The sequence below is a fragment of the Streptosporangium sp. NBC_01810 genome, from assembly GCF_035917355.1.
Lineage (GTDB): Bacteria > Actinomycetota > Actinomycetes > Streptosporangiales > Streptosporangiaceae > Streptosporangium.
Genome location: NZ_CP109070.1, coordinates 1732008 through 1749910 on the forward strand (window position 1 = coordinate 1732008; position 17903 = coordinate 1749910).

General features: G+C 69.7%; 19 protein-coding genes and 2 pseudogenes. 8 read left to right on the plus strand and 13 right to left on the minus strand.

All coding sequences use genetic code 11. The features are described from left to right. The first annotated feature begins 46 nt into the window (after positions 1-46). From OIE13_RS07995 to OIE13_RS08015, 5 genes are all read left to right on the plus strand, one after another. Positions 47-754, plus strand: a complete 708-nt coding sequence (locus OIE13_RS07995) for a response regulator transcription factor (RefSeq protein WP_326641485.1) — start codon at positions 47-49, stop codon at positions 752-754. After that, positions 751-2151: a sensor histidine kinase gene (locus OIE13_RS08000; protein WP_326641484.1), complete on the plus strand. Its 1401-nt coding sequence runs from the start codon at positions 751-753 to the stop codon at positions 2149-2151. The genes OIE13_RS07995 and OIE13_RS08000 overlap by 4 nt, the downstream gene beginning before the upstream one ends. Before the next feature lie 86 nt (positions 2152-2237). Beyond that, entirely contained in the window at positions 2238-3092 is an 855-nt protein-coding gene (locus OIE13_RS08005) for a dioxygenase family protein (RefSeq protein ID WP_326641483.1), read from the plus strand. A 116-nt stretch (positions 3093-3208) separates the two neighbouring features. Further along, complete coding sequence (locus OIE13_RS08010; protein ID WP_326641481.1) at positions 3209-4735, plus strand: glycosyltransferase family 39 protein; 1527 nt, start codon at positions 3209-3211, stop codon at positions 4733-4735. Positions 4736-4951: 216 nt separating this feature from the next. Next, a complete protein-coding gene (locus OIE13_RS08015) occupies positions 4952-5605 on the plus strand; it encodes a TetR/AcrR family transcriptional regulator (RefSeq protein ID WP_326641479.1) in 654 nt (217 codons plus the stop codon). Between the two features lie 139 nt (positions 5606-5744). On the opposite strand, the gene OIE13_RS08020 is transcribed toward OIE13_RS08015, so the two are convergent. From OIE13_RS08020 to OIE13_RS08070, 11 genes and pseudogenes are all read right to left on the minus strand, one after another. Continuing rightward, complete coding sequence (locus OIE13_RS08020; protein WP_326641477.1) at positions 5745-6017, minus strand: hypothetical protein; 273 nt, start codon at positions 6015-6017, stop codon at positions 5745-5747. Between the two features lie 64 nt (positions 6018-6081). Next, positions 6082-6933: a helix-turn-helix domain-containing protein gene (locus OIE13_RS08025; protein ID WP_326641475.1), complete on the minus strand. Its 852-nt coding sequence runs from the start codon at positions 6931-6933 to the stop codon at positions 6082-6084. 112 nt (positions 6934-7045) lie between these two features. Further along, positions 7046-7270 carry a hypothetical protein gene (locus tag OIE13_RS08030; RefSeq protein WP_326641473.1) on the minus strand — a complete coding sequence of 75 codons (225 nt, stop codon included), beginning with the start codon at positions 7268-7270 and terminating at the stop codon, positions 7046-7048. A gap of 107 nt (positions 7271-7377) precedes the next feature. Then, positions 7378-7824: an acyclic terpene utilization AtuA family protein gene (locus tag OIE13_RS08035; RefSeq protein WP_442811613.1), complete on the minus strand. Its 447-nt coding sequence runs from the start codon at positions 7822-7824 to the stop codon at positions 7378-7380. Positions 7825-7891: 67 nt separating this feature from the next. Further along, positions 7892-8704 carry an enoyl-CoA hydratase-related protein gene (locus tag OIE13_RS08040; protein WP_326641472.1) on the minus strand — a complete coding sequence of 271 codons (813 nt, stop codon included), beginning with the start codon at positions 8702-8704 and terminating at the stop codon, positions 7892-7894. Positions 8705-8919: 215 nt separating this feature from the next. After that, positions 8920-9231, minus strand: a pseudogene (locus OIE13_RS08045) (ATP-binding protein); the annotation flags it as partial. An 80-nt stretch (positions 9232-9311) separates the two neighbouring features. After that, a pseudogene (locus OIE13_RS08050) lies at positions 9312-10561 on the minus strand (acyl-CoA carboxylase subunit beta). Between the two features lie 82 nt (positions 10562-10643). Continuing rightward, the gene (locus OIE13_RS08055; RefSeq protein WP_326641469.1) at positions 10644-10997 is read right to left on the minus strand and encodes a gamma-glutamylcyclotransferase family protein; all 354 of its coding nucleotides are present in this window, start codon (positions 10995-10997) and stop codon (positions 10644-10646) included. A gap of 478 nt (positions 10998-11475) precedes the next feature. Next, positions 11476-11679, minus strand: a complete 204-nt coding sequence (locus OIE13_RS08060) for a DUF397 domain-containing protein (protein ID WP_326641468.1) — start codon at positions 11677-11679, stop codon at positions 11476-11478. Positions 11680-11711: 32 nt separating this feature from the next. Beyond that, a complete protein-coding gene (locus tag OIE13_RS08065) occupies positions 11712-11909 on the minus strand; it encodes a DUF397 domain-containing protein (protein WP_326641466.1) in 198 nt (65 codons plus the stop codon). A 7-nt stretch (positions 11910-11916) separates the two neighbouring features. Next, entirely contained in the window at positions 11917-12735 is an 819-nt protein-coding gene (locus OIE13_RS08070) for a helix-turn-helix domain-containing protein (RefSeq protein WP_326641465.1), read from the minus strand. Positions 12736-13026: 291 nt separating this feature from the next. On the opposite strand from OIE13_RS08070, the gene OIE13_RS08075 reads away from it, so the two are divergent. Beyond that, entirely contained in the window at positions 13027-13425 is a 399-nt protein-coding gene (locus tag OIE13_RS08075; protein ID WP_326641463.1) for an ATP-binding protein, read from the plus strand. Continuing rightward, positions 13422-13658, plus strand: a complete 237-nt coding sequence (locus OIE13_RS08080; RefSeq protein WP_326641461.1) for a hypothetical protein — start codon at positions 13422-13424, stop codon at positions 13656-13658. The genes OIE13_RS08075 and OIE13_RS08080 overlap by 4 nt, the downstream gene beginning before the upstream one ends. 122 nt (positions 13659-13780) lie before the next feature. On the opposite strand, the gene OIE13_RS08085 is transcribed toward OIE13_RS08080, so the two are convergent. After that, the gene (locus OIE13_RS08085; protein ID WP_326641459.1) at positions 13781-14404 is read right to left on the minus strand and encodes a hypothetical protein; all 624 of its coding nucleotides are present in this window, start codon (positions 14402-14404) and stop codon (positions 13781-13783) included. Positions 14405-14674: 270 nt separating this feature from the next. On the opposite strand from OIE13_RS08085, the gene OIE13_RS08090 reads away from it, so the two are divergent. Next, positions 14675-15802: an IS4 family transposase gene (locus OIE13_RS08090; RefSeq protein WP_326829822.1), complete on the plus strand. Its 1128-nt coding sequence runs from the start codon at positions 14675-14677 to the stop codon at positions 15800-15802. Here the strand turns inward: OIE13_RS08090 and OIE13_RS08095 are convergent. Then, positions 15704-17881, minus strand: coding sequence for a recombinase family protein (locus OIE13_RS08095; protein ID WP_326641456.1), 2178 nt, complete (start codon positions 17879-17881; stop codon positions 15704-15706). The two genes, OIE13_RS08090 and OIE13_RS08095, sit on opposite strands and share 99 nt — an antisense overlap. Positions 17882-17903 lie beyond the last annotated feature (22 nt).

The window sequence follows — 17903 nt, forward strand, 5'->3', positions numbered from 1 at the left end:
GGAGGTGTTCATCGGGTTCTCATGATGAGCGTCTAACGTGAGGGCCATGGGTGACGGTGAGGCGGCGCGGGTGCTGGTCGTGGACGACGAGCCCGCGCTCAGGGAGGCGCTGCAGAGCAGCCTGGAGTTCGAGGGCTACCGGGTCGGCGTGGCCTCGGACGGACAGGAGGCGCTGGAGACGCTGGAGCGGGAGCCGTACGAGCTGGTCCTGCTGGATGTGATGATGCCCCGGCTGGACGGGCTGACCGCCTGCCGCAGGCTCAGGGCGGCGGGCGGTCAGCTGCCGGTGCTCATGCTCACCGCCCGCGACGCCGTGGGCGACCGGGTGTCGGGCCTGGACGCGGGAGCCGACGACTACCTGGTCAAGCCGTTCGAGCTGGACGAGCTGCTGGCGCGGGTCAGGGCGCTGCTGCGGCGCGGCGCGCTGAGCGCGCCCGCGGCCGAGGACGGCGCGCGCCTGGCCTTCGGCGACCTGCGGATGGACATCGCCAGCCGCGAGGTCACCAGGGCGGGCGAGCGGCTGGAGCTGACCCGTACCGAGTACCTGCTGCTGGAGCTGCTCATGGTCCATCCCCGTCAGGTGCTCACCCGCGAGCAGATCCTCAGCGAGGTGTGGGGCTTCGACTTCGAGCCCTCCTCCAACTCCCTCGACGTCTACGTCATGTACCTGCGCCGCAAGACCGAGAGCGGCGGGCGTCCCCGGCTGATCCACACGGTCCGGGGGGTCGGCTACGTGCTGCGGAACTCCGCGTGAACGGTCGCCGCTCCCTGCGCTCGCGGCTGACCCTGCTGGTGGCGGCGGCCGTGGCGCTGGCGATCGCGGTGTGCGCGGTGCTGTGCTGGTTCGTCGTCAGGGCAGAACTGCTGCGGCAGGTGGAGCGCTCCCTGGGCGTGCAGAAGGGGCCGCAGGGCATCGAGTGGATCGAGGCGTACTGCTCGGGAGGGCTGAAGGGTCCGAGGGAGCTCATCGACGAGCGCAGGCCGCCGCTCCGCCTCCCGCCCACCCAGCTGATCTACGCGGACGGCGGCCGGTGCGTCGTGGGCGCCACTCCCGTCAGGGTCACCCCGGCCGATCTGGCCCTGACCCATGCCCTGCCGGGCACGAGGGCTTACCGGAACGGGGTGACCGAGGGCGGCGAGGAGGTCCGGGTGATGACGAGGAACGTCGGGCCCGGCCTCGCGATCATGGAGTCCCGGTCGCTGGAGGAGGTCCACGCCACCCTCGCCGCCCTCGCCTGGATACTCGCCGGGGTCGCTGCGCTCGGCGTACTCGGCGCGGCCTCGGCCGGGCTGCTGGTCTCCCGCACCGCACTGCGCCCGGTCGGCCGGCTGACCGAGGCCGTCGAGTACGTCGCCAGGACCGAGGACCTCGACACCAGGATCCCCGTCGAGGGCACCGACGAGATCGCCAGACTCGGCGTCTCCTTCAACGCGATGACCACCGCGCTGGCCGGGTCCCGCGAGCGCCAGCGACGGCTGATCGCCGACGCGGGGCACGAGTTGCGCACCCCGCTCACCAGCCTGCGCACAAACATCGACCTGTTGCTGCGCAGCGAGAACACCGGGCGCCCGCTCGACCCCGCCCCCAAGCGCAGGCTGCTGACCAACCTCAAGGCCCAGTTCGAGGAGATGTCCACGCTCGTCGGTGACCTGCTGCAGCTCTCGCGCACCGAGGACGAGCACGAGCCGTACGTCGAGGTCGCCTTCCACGACGTCGTCGAGGCGGCCGTGCGCCGGGCGCGGCCGCGCGCCCCCGACATCCCGATCGAGGTGGAACTGCGCCCCTGGTACCTGCGAGGTGACCAGGCCGCTCTGGAGCGGGCCGTGCTGAACCTGCTGGACAACGCGGTGAAGTTCTCGCAAGGGCAGGAAGGCCCGGTGAGCGTGCGGCTCCGCGACGGCGAGCTGACGGTCAGGGACCACGGTCCCGGCATCCCCCAGGGGGAGCTGCCGTATGTGTTCGACAGGTTCTGGCGGTCGTCCTCGGCCCGCAGCATGCCCGGGTCGGGGCTGGGTCTGGCCATCGTGGCCAAGGCCGTGCGCGACGCCGGGGGAGAGGTGGGACTGGAGAACGCCGAGGGGGGCGGAACCCTCGCGCGCCTCCGCCTGCCGGGCTCCCCCGTCCGCGCCCGCCTTCCCGCGGCGCCGTGAGGTCTCTCATCAGGCGTCAAGAATTCGCTCAGCGAGATCGCAGAGGGCACGGTGAGCGTGGGAACCGATACGAGGAGGACATCACCATGAAGAACATCGACCGGAGGACGGCCCTGGCCGGGTTCGGCACCGTGGGCCTGGGGGCGCTGCTGGCCGCCTGCGCCGGGCCGGAGAGCACCACCAGGCAGGTGGCGACGACCACGGGTGGCACCGCGACCGTTCAGCCGACCACCGCGTCCTCCACCGGACTGGCCGCGCTGTTCGAGGACGCGTCGACGTGCGTCCTGACCGAGGAGGTCACCCAGGGCCCGTACCACTTCGACGCGGACAGGATCCGCAGCGACATCCGCGAGGACCGGCAGGGGAGCACGCTGCGGGTGGCGATCCGGGTGCAGGACGCCACCACCTGTGAGCCGATTCCCAGCGCGGTGGTGGAGATCTGGCACTGCGACGCGGGAGGCCTCTACTCCGGTTTCGAGAGTGCCTCCCGGGCGGTTGGCGGCGACGGCCCCACGGGGGAGCGCCCGACCGGCGTGCCGCCGAGCGGCGGTCCCGGCGGCCCGGGGGCGGGCGGCCGGAGGCCGGGGGCGGGCGACGGCACGCCCACCGACGAGGGGCGCTACCTGCGCGGTGCCCAGGTCACCAACGCCGACGGCATCGTGGAGTTCGTCACGATCTACCCGGGCTGGTACCAGGGGCGCAGCGTGCACATCCACGCGATGGTGCACATCGGCAACGCCCGGGTGCTGACCACCCAGATGTTCTTCGACGAGAAGGTCTCCGACCGGGTCTACGCGGCGCGGCCGTACGCCGGCCACACCGGGCAGCGACTGAGGAACGACTCCGACTCCTTCTACGACGACAGCCTGCTGATGAAGCTGACCAGGGAGGGCGCCGGCCACCTCGGGGTCATGACGTTCTCCGCCCCCGCCAAGAGGTGACCGCTTGAGAGCCCCCGGCCGGGCGGATTCAAGGGGTCGTCGCACCCCCTGAACGGATCAGCCGTCGCGACGATCCCTGGAACCCGAGTGCTTCCCACCGCCAGTAAGTGATCACTGTGTTGCGACGACCCCTCGAATTCGTCGCGGCCTGGTTCTGTCAGGAGGCGGTACGAACCGGCCGGATGCGCACGCTCGTCGCCTCGGCGGTGTTCGTCGGCCTGGCGTTCAACACCAAGATGCTCCAGGCCTACCTGGTGCTCCCGGCCTTCGCCCCGCTCTACCTGGCCATGGCTCCGGGGGCGCTGCTCCGCCGCCTCGGGCACCTGCTCGCGGCGGGTGTCGCGCTGGTGGCCTCCAGCGCCTGGTGGATGGTGATCGTGGACGCGTGGCCCGCGGCGAGCCGCCCCTACGTCGGGGGCAGCACCGACAACTCCGTCTGGGATCTCGTCATCGGCTACAACGGCCTCGGACGGATCTTCGGCAACGGCGGGGGGCGGGGCGGCGGGATGGGGTTCGGCGGCGAGGCGGGCGCCGGACGCCTGTTCAACGACATCATGGCCGGGCAGATCTCCTGGCTGCTGCCCTTCGCCGTGATCGTCCTGGTCGCGGGCCTGGTCCTGACCGCCCGCGGCCCGCTCCGCGGCGGCAGGATCGCCCTGCTGCTGTGGGGCGGCTGGCTCGCGGTCCACTACGTCGTGTTCAGCTTCTCCAGCGGTACCTTCCACCCGTACTACTCCACCGCGATGGCCCCGGCCGTCGCCGCCCTGACCGGTCTCGGCGGGGTGCTCACCTGGAGGGCCTACCGGCACTCCAGGGCGTGGTCGTGGGTGCTGCCCGCGGGGATCGCGGTCACCGGGGCGTGGGCGTTCATCGTGCTCCGCCGCAGCGCGGACTTCGTGCCCTGGCTGGCCTGGGCGGTCGCCGCGACCACCGTGACGGCGGTCGCCGGGCTGTTCCTGGCCCGCTTGGGGCCGCGGCTCAGGCTGCGGATCGCCGCCGTCGCGCTGGCGACCGGGCTGGCGGCCGGCCTCGCCGGGCCCGCCGCCTATGCGCTGACCCCGCTCGGCTCGGCCGTCAACGGCACCAACCCCACCGCGGGTCCCGCCGGGAGCGGCGGTTTCGGCGGCATGCGGGGCGGCTTCCCCGGTGGAGTCCCCGGTGGAGTCCCCGAGGGTGACGCGGGCCCTCCCAGCGGCGTACCGGGACAGAATTCGCAGCGGGGGGCGACCGGTGACGCCGCCCCGCAGCTGGGCGACGGCCTCCCGGCCGGAGGCGGGATGCGGGGCGGCCCCGGCGGGGCGATGGACCAGCAGATGATCGAATACCTGAAGCAGCACCGGGACGGCGCGACCTGGCTGGTGGCGGTGAGCAGCGCGCGGGGCGCCTCCTCGGCCATCCTGTCGACAGGGCTGCCCGTCATCGCCATGGGCGGCTTCACCGGGAGTGACCCCGCCATGACCGTGGACCGGCTCGCAGGGCTCGTCTCCTCGGGGCGGCTCAGGTACGTGATGACCGGAGACGACCGGGGTGGTCCCGACGGGGGTGGCTCCCGGGCGACCGAGTGGGTGCGAGGCAACTGCACGGCGGTCAAGGCGTCGGAGTACGGCGGTTCCGCCGACCGGTCCCTGTACCGCTGCGGCTGAGCCGGCACGCCGGCCGGTCCCTCTGTACCGCTGCGGCTGAGCCGCACGCCGGCCGTCCGGGACGGACTGTCTCCGGGCGGCCGGCGCCGTGCCGCTCCCGCTCTCCTCGCCCGTGCGGTGACCGGATACGGTCGGTGCGGCAGGGGCGGAGCCATTGACTGATCAGCCGGTCAGGAGTACGGAGGCGGCGGGCCCGCGCTGCTGTAGTCTTGCGCCGTGCACAGCGGAGGAGGAGCGCGCAGCCGCCGCGCCGACCAGGCCGACCAGCGCCGAGCGGAGCTCCTTGAAGCCGCCAGGCGGGTCGTGCTCGAGCGCGGGCTGGCCAGCACCCGCGTCGCCGACATCGCCAGGGCGACGAACGTGAGCGGCGGCCTGATCCACTACCACTTCGCCACCAAGGACGATCTCATCACCGAGATGCTCCGCAGCACCAGTGACTCGGAGGTCCAGCGGCTGAAGGAGATCGTCGCGGGTCCCGGCACCGCCGTCCAGCGCCTCGACCGTGTCCTGCGCTTCTACATCCCGGCCTCCCGATCCGACCAGAGCTGGATCCTCTGGGTCGACGCCTGGGCCGTGGGAGTGCGCGAGGAGCACGTCCGCACCATCCTGCTGGAGCTTGAGGGCGCCTGGATCGAGATCCTCGGCCGGGTGATCTCCGACGGTGTGGCCTCGGGCGAGTTCATCTGCGACGACCCCCTGGGCTCGGCCGAGCGGATCGACGGCATGCTCGACGGCCTCGTGGTCCGGTACACCCTGCACACCGGCAACATGTCCCGGAGCCGGATGCTCCATCACGCCAGGGTCGCCGCCGCCAGGGAGGTCGGCCTCCGCCTCTCGGACTTCCCCGACGAGCCGGCCGAGGCCCCGTAACGGCGGGAGGCCGCTCGGGGGCGGTTTGCGCGGGGGAGATCGTGGGCCGCCGAGGCGGGGGCGTCCGGGCGGCCTGGTCGGCTCTGAGCAGGTCAGACCTGGGGAGCTGGTCGGCTCTGACCAGGTCAGATCTGGGGAGTCAGACCTGGGGGGTGGGCAGGGCGGCGAGCAGGAAGGCCAGCCGCGCCGCGGCGCCGTCGATGTTCTCACTGGTGCCGAGCCGGTAACCCCACGAGGTGATGAAACGGCCGTCCTGGGAGCAGGTCACGGTCTCGGCCAGGGTGTTGCTGAAACGGTTGCGGACGTACACGTACGCGGGATCGCCGAACGAGATCCGCTGCACGGAAAGGTCGGCGTGCAGCCGTATCGCGGTTGCGAACCTCTCCAGACAAGACAGCGTGTCCAGCATCATGCGTCACCTCCGTCCCGACAGAGACTTGCACGATCTTGGGATGCTAATCAAGCAATTGCGGCGTTTAGTCTGCTGGTTGTCCGGAGAAATCGTTGAGTACGCGGACGATCACAGACCTGGCACTCTCCCCGAAGGCCGCGACCTCGCAGAGTTCCTCGAAGGTTCGCGCGTAGAAGGCGACGTCGTCCGGGTCGCGGAGAAGCAGGTCCCTCGTCCTGGTCGGCACCGAGACATGGTCGTCGTCGTACACCCAGAAACCGTTGAGCGGCGCCGAGGGCAGGGGTGCCTCGAAGGGGATCACGCCGAACGCCACATTCGGCAGCGCGGTCACCGCCAGTAACCGGTCGAGTTGCCCGCGCATCACGTCCAGCGGGGCCAGCCGGTAGCGCAGCACCGCCTCCGGCAGGACGAGCCTGAACCGCCTGCTCTGGTCGTAGAGGATGTCCTGGCGCCGCATGCGGATCCGGATGGCCGCGTCGATCTCGTCAGGGGTTTGGTGGAGGCGCCTGATCCGGGTGAAGATGCTCCGGGCGTACTCGGTGGTCTGCAGCAGGCCGATGACCACGCCGGGCTCGAACACCCGCAGCAGCGTGGTCCGCGCCTCCATGTCGCGGACGTCCTCCTGGAGGGCGGCCAGTCCGCCGCGGTGCCGCTGCCGCCAGGAGTCCTGGCGATCCGAGAGTCCCAGCGCGTGCTCCACCAGGTCCTCGACCACCTCGGGGGAGGCGTCTGTGGCCCGTGCCCACTGGACGATGTCGTCCTCGGTGACGGTCTGGCGGGCGTTCTCGATCCGGGAGACCTTGGAGGCCTGCCACCTCAGCCGCTCGGCCAGCTCCTTGCCCGACAGGCGGGCGGTCTCCCGCAGGTGCCGCAACCGTGCGCCGAGCTCGGTTCTGGCCTGCTGGAACCCGCTCACACGACCTCCCTGGCCGCTCTTGCCCGCCTGCTCTTCCCATGAGTTCAGGTCATCTCCCGCGTGGTGCGCACGACGCTAGACCCGAGCATATGGATCAAGCCAGAGAGCACTCCTAATCGTGACCAATATTTACAGAAAGTACTCGGCGCGCGATGTCCACGAGCAACTCGCGGGGCACCTCGACGGCGGTTTCACCCTCCAGGACATGGCGCAGATCGGCCAGCGCCTCCGCATCGGTCACCCGAAGGCCCTGGACCACGATGGTCCCGCGGTCGGTCTCGTAGAGGGAGGGGCAGGCGCCCGCCTCGGAGGTGGAACCAAGAAACCGGAGGCGCATGACTGAATCCTTCCCCGAACCACGCTCATGGAGCAATTGCGAGCAATCCTAGAGTTTGGAGGGTTGCGTGAAGGTTTCAAGCACGAGATAACGCATATGCCGGGGGATCACAGGAGGCGCCGCGGGATGTCGGCGAGTACGGCGCGGAGTTCCTCGCCAAGGGCCTTGGCCTGCGCGTCGAGGCGGGGGCCGGCGGCCACGCCGCGGCCGAGGAGGCCGTGGACGACGAAGTTGAGGGCGAGCAGGTTGGGCAGCCCGAGGCGCCCCGCCAGCTCGGCCACCGCCCCGGCGCACCCGGCGGGATCCAGCCCGCCCGCGTTAGAGACGATCTTGATGCCCCGCTCCAGGCAGGTCCCGAGGACCTCCTCCAACTGTTTCAGGAAGGTCGGCGCGTAGCCGGGGCGGCCCTTGAGCCGGTTCCCGGCCAGGATCAGCATGGTCAGCTCGGCGAGCCAGTCGCCGGTGAGCACGTCGATCGGACCGCCCTCCACCATCTCCCTGGCGGCCGACAGCCGGTCGCCGTAGAAGCCGGAGCAGTTGGCGACGCGCAGCATCAGATCTCCTCGGGCAGGGGCGTCTCGGACGCGCGCCCGGTGAGGAGCGCTGGCCCGCCATGGCGCATCAGCCCGCCTCGGGCCCGGGGATCCACGACGCGGGCCGCTTCTCCATGAAGGCGGCGATCCCCTCCTGCCCCTCGGCGGAGGTGAAGCGCCGGGCGGACAGCTCGGCCATCTGGCGCATGCCCTCCTCCACGCTCAGCCCGGGCACGGTCCGCACGAGCTGCTTGGTGAGGGCGAGCGACTCGGGGCCGCCGCGCAGCAGCATGCCGGTGTAGTGGGCGACCGTCGCGTCCAGCTCCTCCTCCGGCACGGCGCGGGTGAGCAGCCCGATCTCCCTGGCGCGGGCGGCGTCGAACGTCTCCCCGGTGAGCAGGTACTCGGCGGCGGCGCGCGGGTCGAGCCGCCGCAGCACGGTCACCGCGATCATCGCGGGCACCACGCCGAGCCGCACCTCGCTGAACGCGAACGACGCCGAGTCCGGGGCGATCGCGAAGTCACAGGCCGCCACCAGACCGAGCCCCCCGGCCCGCGCGGTGCCGTTCAGCCTGCACACGACCGGCTTCGGGCTCTCCCAGATCAGGCTCATGACCTCCGGAAACGACGCGGTCACCGGTGCCTCGTGCGCGCTGCCGGGGGCCACCCGCTGCTCCTTCAGGTCGGCGCCGGCGCAGAACACCGGTCCGGTCCCGGTGAGCACGATCACCCGGACGCTCTCCTCGGCCAGCGCCCAGTTGAGCCGGTCCTCCAGGTCGCCCAGCAACCGCACCGACAGGGCGTTGCGGTTGCGGGGGGAGTCGAGGGTGATCGTCGCCACCCCTCCGGACACCTCCCTGTGCACCAGGCGCTCCACCGGCCAACCTCCATCGGTTTTCATCTGAATCCTTCCAGCGGCAAGACCCCGCACTTCGGCTCCGGAGAGCCCGGGGAGGGGATCAAGTCTGCTCCTCGATCACGACCAGCACGAACCCGGCCTCGACCTGGCGGCCCGGAGTCACGTTCACCGCCGCCACCGTGCCCGGCGCGGGGGCGGCGATCCGGTGCTCCATCTTCATGGCCTCGAGCACCACGAGCACCTGCCCCGCGCCGACCCAGCCGCAGGCCGTGCCGCCCGCCGGGGGCGGGCGCGAAGCGGGAGTCCACGCCGGGGATCTCGAAGCGGTGCAGGGTGCCGCTCTGCGGGAGCCAGTCGCGGGCCGGGTCCTCGGCGTACAGGCGCACCTCGACGGCGTGTCCGGACGGCTCGGGCGGCGACGCGGGCAGCCGGGCGCCCTCGGCGATCCGCAGCTGCAGCTCGACGAGGTCGACGCCGTGGACGCACTCGGTCACCGGATGCTCCACCTGCAGGCGGGTGTTCATCTCCAGGAAGGCGACCAGCTCGCCCCTGACGAGGAACTCGACGGTCTCACCCCGGTTGGCGACGAGCAGGCGGCGGATCCGCGGGGCGGTCACGGGCATGTTCGCGGGCATGTTCGCGGGCATGGTCACATCCGGAAGACGCCGAAGCCCGCGGGCTCCGGGGCGGGGGCGTTGTGTACGGCGGACAGGCACAGGCCCAGGACCATCCGGGTGTCGCGGGGGTCGATCACCCCGTCGTCGTAGAGGCGGCCGGACAGGAAGAACGGCAGCGACTCGGCCTCGATCTGCGCCTCGACCATCCGGCGCATCGCCGCGTCGCCCTCCTCGTCGTAGACCTGCCCCCGGGCCTGGGCCGCGGCCCTGCCGACGATGGACAGCACTCCGGCGAGCTGGGCGGGCCCCATGACCGCCGACTTCGCGCTGGGCCAGGAGAACAGGAAACGAGGGTCGGCGGGTCGAACGGGATCTTCAGGTCCTCGGGCACGATGCCCAGCAGTTCGTCCTCGTCGTACAGCGGATCACCTGCGGCCCCGGCGGAGACGCCGGGCTTCCGCCGGTTCAGGCCCCTGACGATCTGCCGCCCGATCCGCAGCGCGTCGTGCTCGTCGGCGGCCAGGTAGTCGGCCAGCCCGCTGACCCGGGCGTGCATCTCGGCACCGCCCAGCGACTCGTCGTCGGACTCCTCCCCGGTGGCCATCCTGACCAGCGGTGGACCTCCGAGGAAGACCTTCGCGCGTTCCTTGACCATGACCACGTGGTCGCTCATCCCCGGTACGTACGCCCCGCCGGCGGTGGAGTTGCCGAAGACCAGGGCGATCGTGGGGATCCCGGCCGCCGACAGGCGGGTCAGGTCGCGGAAGATCCGGCCGCCGGGGATGAAGATCTCCTTCTGGGTCGGCAGGTCGGCCCCGCCGGACTCCACCAGGTTGATCAGCGGCAGCCGGTTCTCGAAGGCGATGTCGGCCGCCCTGAGCGTCTTGCGCAGCGTCCACGGGTTGGACGAGCCGCCCCGCACCGTCGGGTCGTTGGCGACGAGCACGCACTCGACGCCCTCGACCACCCCTATCCCGGTGACCACGCTCGCTCCCACGGGGAAGTCGCTGCCCCAGCCCGCCAGCGGCGAGAGCTCCAGGAACGCCGAGTCGGGATCGACGAGCAGCTCGATCCGCCCCCTGGCCGGCAGCCTGCCCCGCGCGCGGTGCCGGTCGACGTACTTCTCGCCGCCGCCGGCCCCGGCGCCGATGTTGACGACGGTACGGGCCTCGCCCAGCGCGGCGTGGACGAGGGCGGCGATGCGCGGATCGGTACGGCGCTGGACGGCGTATCCGTGGCCGTGGGTGTCGTAATCGAAGCCTCCCGCGGGAGCGGTGGTCATCGAGGTCGTCCCTTCCGTGCTTCTGTGAGGCGAACGCGCTGTCGACCGGGCCGGTCGAGCGCCCTCTCCCGGACCCCGGAGCTCAGGAATCGATGTAAACCCAGGCGAGCACGCCCGAGGCGAGCCTCACGAACACCCGGCGGTAGTCGGCCACCTCGTAGTCGTCGGCGGCGGCCAGTTCGGCGTCGGTGATCGCGAACACCGTTCCCTCGACGGCGTGGGAGAGGTCGCCCGTCGCGCGCACGATCGGATGACGGGCGGTGCCGCTGACCGCGATGACGTCGGGGTCGGTGATCTCCACCGTCGTCACCGTGTAGCCCGGCAACAGGTCCGGGGTGCCGTCCAGCTCGCGGCCGAAGGTGGACAGCTGTACCTCGCGCTGGCGCAGCGTCCCGTAGGAGAACAGGTACGTGCGGCCCTGTGCGCTCTCGGACAACGGACGCCCCCTTTTCCGTGCCTGGGTGAACCCCCACCCGCCGAGTCTAGAACGAGGCTGATCATTACTTCGCGGCCGGACAGGCCCCCTCTTTCGTCTCGGCGGACGTCGTCATCGGTCTGGGCCGAGCGCGACCTCGCGCGGGAAGGCGGCCCGGTGACCGTCGACGACCTGGGCGGCGCACCCGCCAGGCCGCTGTATGAGGAGCGTTACCTGCTGCTCACTCGCGACAATGGAGAGCTCGCCGACCGGGACGTGGTGCGCTGAGCGGAGGCCGCCGCGCTCCCTCTGCGCCATTCGGCGACAGATCCATCGGTGCCTCGCAACCGGTCGGTGAGTTCGGACAGATATGTGATCGGCGCGTCACCGGGGCGCATTGGACTCGCCGTTCATCGGCATGCGCTTGAACCCGACCAGCCGCCAGCTGAGATGGAAATCTTGGCTCGGTGGCTGGTTGTACACGTACAGCGGGTGTCCGTCAGCCGAGCCGGCCGTCCTTGATACCGCTGATGAAGGTGTTCCATGCGCCAGGGGAGAACTTCAGGACGGGGCCGGTGGGGTTTTTGGAGTCCCGTACGGCCTGGCCTCCGTTGGGGAGCGCCGCGACTTCGACACAGTTGTCGCCCGAGCCGGAATAGGAACTCTTTCGCCAGGCGAGGGGATGAGGCTGGGGGAGATCCATGATTACCTCTCGGTTTGTACAGCGGGTTTTGGTCAGTCGAGCTGGCCGTTTTGTATATTGTCGATGAAGGCGGACCACGCCGAGGGGGTGAAGATCAGGCTCGGCTCGTTAGGGGCCTTCGAATCACGTATCGCGACGATACCGGGAAGGTTCAGTGCGACTTCCACGCAATTGTTGCCGTCGCCCTGGCTGAGGGTGCTCTTGTGCCACTCGGCGTTAGAAAGATCCATTGGTGCCTCACAACCGGTCGATGAGTTCGGACAGATACGCGATCGAGGCGTCAGCTCCAAGTGCGTTGGCAGCGAGGCGCTGCATCACCAGGTTATAACGTTCGAGATGTTTAGGCTCTTCGAGATAGAGATTGTCTGTCGGGGTTTCAATGTAGACAACGTCCTGATCAGTGGAGTCAGGAAACCCGAGAATGACGAACTGACCCCATAGGCCGATGTGCGGACCGGCCGACATCGGAATGACCTGAATGGTCATGTGCTCAAGCGGATGGGTGTCGATCAACTTGCGAAGCTGGTCGCGCATGACCTTCGTGTCGCCTACAGGCCGTAGCAGGGCTGCTTCATCGATGATCGCGCGGTATCGGGGTGGGTTTGGACGCTGGAGGATCTCCTGTCGGCGCATCCGCGCTTCCACGCGCTTGTCGATCTCAGCGGGGTCAGCCAGAGAGGCTCGGATCAACTCGGTTGTGTATGCGGAGGTCTGCAGCAAGCCAGGGATCACAAGGGGTTCGAAAGTATCGATTGAGGATGCTTCCGCTTCGAGTCCTACATAGGTGCCGGTGAGGACGCCCTTGTACTGCTCCCACCATCCTCGTTCGCGGGCACCTCGGGCAAGGTCCATGACCGCCTCCCGCTGTGGATCTCCTACCTTGTACAGCTGGAGGATGTCCCGAATGTCGCGTGGGCGTGGTCGGGCTGTTTTGCCCGCTTCGAGGCGCGAAATCGTGGCTCGTGACAGATCCAGCGATTGAGCGACCTCCTCCATGGTCAGACCGGCGGCTTCGCGTAGACGCCGGAGTTCGGCGGCCAGACGTCGGCGGCGCACAGTTGGACTCTGGCCACTGTTTGTCATCGCTTGCCTCCAAAGCGTAGGGATGCTGATCGTAGAGCACTCGACGCAAGAGAAGACATATCGGTCGAGTTTCAAAATGAGAGTTGCAGTATCGACTGTGCGGGCCACATCATGGGGCCGTCAAGCGAACACGTTCTGTAAGTAGCTCGTGATGCTGTGTGACATCGGTCGCTGTCCTGGTCGGATTCGGACCTCGCAGTTCTGATCCCACGCACGGTAAGCGCGGCATTCACTCTGTCGGTCTCGCCTCGGCTGGAGAAACTTATGAAGACACCTCGCAAGGCTCTTGAGGCGTGCTGGGACCTGCCCGCCGATCCCGAAGTGGTCGGTGCGGCGCGGCGGCTGGCGCGGGAAGCCCTCGTCACCTGGGGCATCTCCGCCGTGACGGAGGACGTGACCATGGTCGTGTCCGAGCTGGTGAGCAACGCGGTCGTGCACGGGCGGGCGCCGATCACCCTCTCCCTGCACCGGCACGGGCGGATCGTGTGCGGGGAGGTCACCGACCACGGCGCGGTGTGGCCGACCCCGCTCCTGGCCGGTCCGGACTCGGAGCACGGTCGCGGGCTGGCGATCGTCTCGGCCTACGCGGAGCGGTGGGGGGTGGAGTCCGCGCCGGGGGGCAAGACCGTCTGGTTCGTCTGCGTGGAACCGGGATCTCGGTGAGCGGTCCGCTGCCCGTGCTGGACACGCCCGGCGACGTGCGCGTCTGCGCGCGGTGCGGCACCTGCATCGTCACGCTGGCCGCCGCCGTACGCCTGATCTGGGCTGATGTCACGGACGAGGTGATCTCGGCCGAGGTCGTCGAGCAGATCACCGCGCCGGTCGCCGACGTGTGGGTCGACGTGCTCTGTAACCCGTTCTGCCCGCCGGGCGACCACGAACCACACCCAGGCTGACCACGATGCCACCGCGCCGGTCAGCTCGGGTAGTTCGTGGTCCACACAGCGGTATGCGACGCCCCCTGCCGGTACTGCTCGATTCCGGCAGGGGACATCGGTCTTTTCCCGAAGCGGGCGACCTACCCGCACACCCCAGGCAGGTCGCACACCTTCTTCGTCATCTTCTTCGCCTGGTTGACGATTTTCTTGCCCGCTCCCAGGCCGTTGCCGATGTCGGTGTAGATGAACAGCGCGGCGCCCCGGCGGGCGACGACCCCCATCTCGACGGGCTCACGCTCACGCTTCCCCTGCTTGTGGAAGTAACCCGCGACAGACAGGGCCTCGTCTCCGACCCGCAACGGCTTGCCGACGTAGCCGAACCTGGAGCCGGTGTCGCCCTTCGCCGTTTCCCGCCTCGGGCACCTGGCCAGGTCCGTCCGAAGCTTACGGAACGCGGCCTGGGCGGGCCTGGTGCTCCTGTACAGCACGAGCTGTTCGCTGCTCCCGGAGGGAGCGCTGTTCGAGTACGTGATGGTGCGCATCGCGACCCGGCCGTCACGGGGTTTCCCCTTCGTGCGACAGGGATTGAGTTCGAGCTGCCGGGACAGACTGTTACTGATCTTCCACCACTCCTCGTCCTCCATGATCGGTCCCGCGGTCGCTGCGGGCTCGGTCAGCAGGAACCCCTTGGGGATCTCGGTGGCGCCCGCGTGGGCCACGCCGGTTCCGCCCAGCAGCGATCCGATCACCAGTACTGTTGCCATCGCTTGGTTGATCACGACTGTTGAGACGCGGGACCTTCTCGACGGGTTCCCCCGCTTCCTCGCGACGAGCCGGTCACAGGAGGAGCCTCCCTGTGACTCGCTCCTGGCGAGGGTTTGACCTGGCTGCCGGGGTCGAGGTCTCCCGGGGGACCCCTCGGGTATGGCCCCGGCGCGATCTCGCACCCCGGCCGGGCGCACCGTTACCGCCGTCAGCGGCCCGAGCCAATGCCGTTTAGATAGGGTTTGTGCTGGTAGCGTCGCCGGATGTAGTTGATCAAGGTCGGCGGTTCGGGCCGGTTGACGGATCTGGTGGGGTTGGGCGCGTTGACATCGCTGGTGCCCCGGCACGTGCTCGATGCGGCGATTGAGCTGCACGGGTGCCGTGAGGAGAGGATCCGGAAGCTTCCCGCACATGTGGTCGTCTACCTGTTGATGGCGTTATGCCTGTTCCCGGACGACGACTACGAGGAGGCCGCGGAGAAGCTGACCGGGCTGCTGGCTTCGGTGCCGGGTTCGGGTTGGGAACCGCCGACACGCGGCGCCGTCACCCAGGCTCGTCAGCGATTGGGGGCCGAGGCAGTCCGGGAGGTATTCGAGCGTGTGGCCCGCCCAGCCGCCTTCCCGACGACGACGGGTGCCTGGCTCGGCCGCCGGCGGCTGATGGCGATCGACGGGTTCGTGCTCGACCTGCCCGACACTCCGGCGAACCTCGAAGAGTTCCCCAAGGACAGCTCGGGCGGGTACGAAACCGCCTTCCCGCAGGCCCGGGTCGTGGCGATCAGCGAGTGCGGCTCTCACGCGATCGTCGCGGCGGATATGTCGGGCTGCTGGGACGGTGAACAGACCCTGGCCTACTCCTTGTACGAGCGGCTGGAGGAGGACATGCTGCTGCTCGCCGATCGCGGCTTCTACAGCTTCTACGCCTGGGGGCAGGCCCGCCGTACCGGCGCCCAGTTGCTGTGGCGGGTGCAGGCCGGGCTCCGCCCGTACTGGCTGTGTGACCTGGACGACGGGTCCTGGCTCGCGGTCATCACCAACCCCGTGGTCGGCCTGCACAGGTCACAGAAGGACCGGTTGCGTGAAGACGCCCGCCAGGGCCGGGACCTCGACCCCGACCGGGCTGTGGTCGTTCGCGTGGTCGACTACACCGTGCCCGATCGCAAAGGCGACCACATCAGGCTGATCACCGGCATCCTCGACCCGACCGACGCCACCGCCGAGCACCTGGCCTCCTGCTACCACCAGCGGTGGGAAGCCGAGATACGCCACCTGTGGTGCCCCTCAAGTCGTGTTCGTCTTTCACTGTGGGACTCCGTCCTGCGGGGATGGTTCGTCGGGGGGCTCGGTCCAGCGGGCGCGGGTGTAGAAGCCCGGCGGCCGACTCCGGCGCTGGTGTAGCCGCCGCAGTTCCGCGGCGTCGGCTGTGATGATCCAGTAGTTGCCTTCGGGGGCGTGCCGGGCGGTGATCCATCCTCGGTAGATCCAGTTGTAGACCGTGGCCAGGGGCATCTCCAGGGCGGCGGCCAGGCCCGGGACCGTCCACTCGCCGGGGTCCAGGTCAGCCAGGGCAGTGGGTCGATCGCGTCGCCGCGGGGCGACGATGCGGTACTGGTTCAGTAAAGTCCGGATCTGGGCGGGTTCGAAGCGGCTGGTCCGCTTGGGCGGCCGGAGCCCTTCGGCGTTGAGCGTGTCGGCGATCTGCCGGGTGGTCTTACCCTGTTCGGCGAGCTCGGTGACGCGGGCGAGCAGCCGCGGGTGGTACGACAGCTGGTCCAGACGGGCGACGGGCCGGATGGCCTGGCCGGTGGTGTGGTGCCCGCCGGCCCAGGTGATGGTGACATCCACCAGTTCGCTGTTCCCGATGACCGCGACGGTGATCTTCTCGATAAGGGTGCGCAGGAGTTCCTTGCGGTCTGCCTGGCCAGTGGTGGGCGCGTTCCAGATCTGCGGCAGATCGCCGGCCAGCTCCCCGATCGCCTGACGTTCTGCGTCAGTGAGTGTCATCGGCAGGGACTCGGTGAACCGCTGGTAGTCGGTTTGCAGGTGGTCGGCCTCGGCCAGGGCGGCTTCCCATTCCTTTTCCAGCTGCCGGACGACCAGGCGGTTCTCCGGTTCGGCCAGCTGGTACTGGCGGCGGGCCCGGTCGGCGGCGTACTGTGCCCGTTCCAGGCGCTGGCGCCAGAGCTTGTCGAGCATGGCCCGTTCGGCCTCGGCCTGGGCCGCCGCGTGGATCGAGATCTCCAGCGCGGCCGGCGCCACCGCGGCCAGCACCTGGCCGGTGACATAAGCGTCCAGGGCGGGCCCGGCGATGTGCTGGCAGGGCCCGCCGGTGCCGTAATTGACCTGGTTGTAGGCGCATACGTAGCCGTGGGCGGGGTTGCGGCTGCTGGGGGTGTGGTAGCGCACGCTCATGCGATGCCCGCCGCCGCATCGGCCGCATCGCAGCAGCCCGGCCAGCAGCGCCGAGCCGTCCCGCGGGGCTCCGGGCGAGGCGGCGGTCTGCCGGTTGGCCGCCATCCGGGCCAGATTCGCCTCATACCGCTCGATGGTGATGTAGGCGGGCATCCGGTCAGGCAGCAGCACCAGCCATTCGTCGCTATCACGGACGATGCGCCCGGTGCTGGGCCGACCCGGTTGCTTGCGGCGCGGGTCGACCCGGCGCCGCCCGTAGGCGTAGTATCCGGCGTAGATCGGATTGTGCAGCATGATCTGCAACGTCTCCCGGGTCGGGCGCCGCCACTCCAGCTCGCCCTTGGCCAGGCCGCCACGCACCCGGACCGGCAACTGGATCTGGTGGTCGACCAAGTAGCGCAGCACCGCGTTCAGCGTGCCCAGCCGGGTGAAGGTGTCGAAGACCAGGCCGACCACGTGCCGGGCCTGCTCATCGGGGTCGAAGACGACCTCTCCCGACGGGCGGCGAACATACCCGATCGGCAGTTGGAAGGCCAGCTCCCCACGTTCGGCCTTGGCCAGCCTGCCCGACAGCATCCGCTGCCGGATCAGGTACAGCTCGGCCTCGCTCATCGTGCCCTTCAACCCCAGCAGCAGCCGGTCATTGTAGAAACTCGGGTCGTAGACACCATCTGGGTCGGCCAGCAGCGCCCCCGACAGCGAGCACAGCTCCAGCAGTTGGTGCCAGTCTCGGCCGGTGCGCGCCAGCCGGGACATCTCGATGCCCAGCACGATGCCCACACGTCCCATCGTGACCTCGGTGACGAGTTTGGCAAAGCCCACCCGGGCATCGGCCATCGCGGCCGAGACCCCTAGATCGTCGTCGATCACCACGATCCGGGAACGGGCCCAGCCCAGCGCCGCCGCGCGCTCGACCAGCGCGTACTGCAACCGGGTCGATTCGGTGTGCTCAAGCACCTGCTGCCGGCTGGATTGGCGAACATACACCACCGCCGTCCGGTCCCGATGCTCCGGGCGGATCTTCTCCTGAGGCTGGCCCCAAGGCCGATACCCCGCCAGGCTCATCACGCCCGCCTCCGCTCCGGCC